General features: G+C 59.8%; 1 pseudogene. It reads right to left on the bottom strand.

What is annotated here, in order from left to right:
- A pseudogene (locus tag HMPREF0372_RS20000) lies at positions 1-393 on the bottom strand (hypothetical protein); the annotation flags it as partial.

Consider the following 393-nt stretch of genomic DNA (forward strand, 5'->3'; position numbering starts at 1 on the left):
CAGTAAAGATAGCACTGGTATTCCCCGGGGCTGGGGGTACACCGGAGGCAGAAGCGGTAGTCGCCCATCTCCGCCAGATACCCATAGCTCCGACCGTCCTCCGTGATGGCCCCGCCGTTCTGCCGGCAGAATTGGCCCATAGAGGGCAGATCCTTCAACGGCCCATCCTCCCGCACGGCGTCCACAAACTGCTGCAGGGCCTCCTTGAACTCCGGCGTGTTGAACCGGTCCCCATTGTGAGGCCACCAGGTATGGTAAAACCCCTTGCCGCTGGAGCCAAAGTCCATCCGGACATGGCCCACTGTACCCAATGATCTGTCCGCCTGGTCATCTAAGTAGAATAAGCTGGCCTCCTTACAGGTGGCCGGCCGCAGGGAAAAGCAGTTGCTATTT

It is taken from the genome of Flavonifractor plautii ATCC 29863 (assembly GCF_000239295.1).
In the GTDB taxonomy this organism is placed as follows: domain Bacteria; phylum Bacillota; class Clostridia; order Oscillospirales; family Oscillospiraceae; genus Flavonifractor; species Flavonifractor plautii.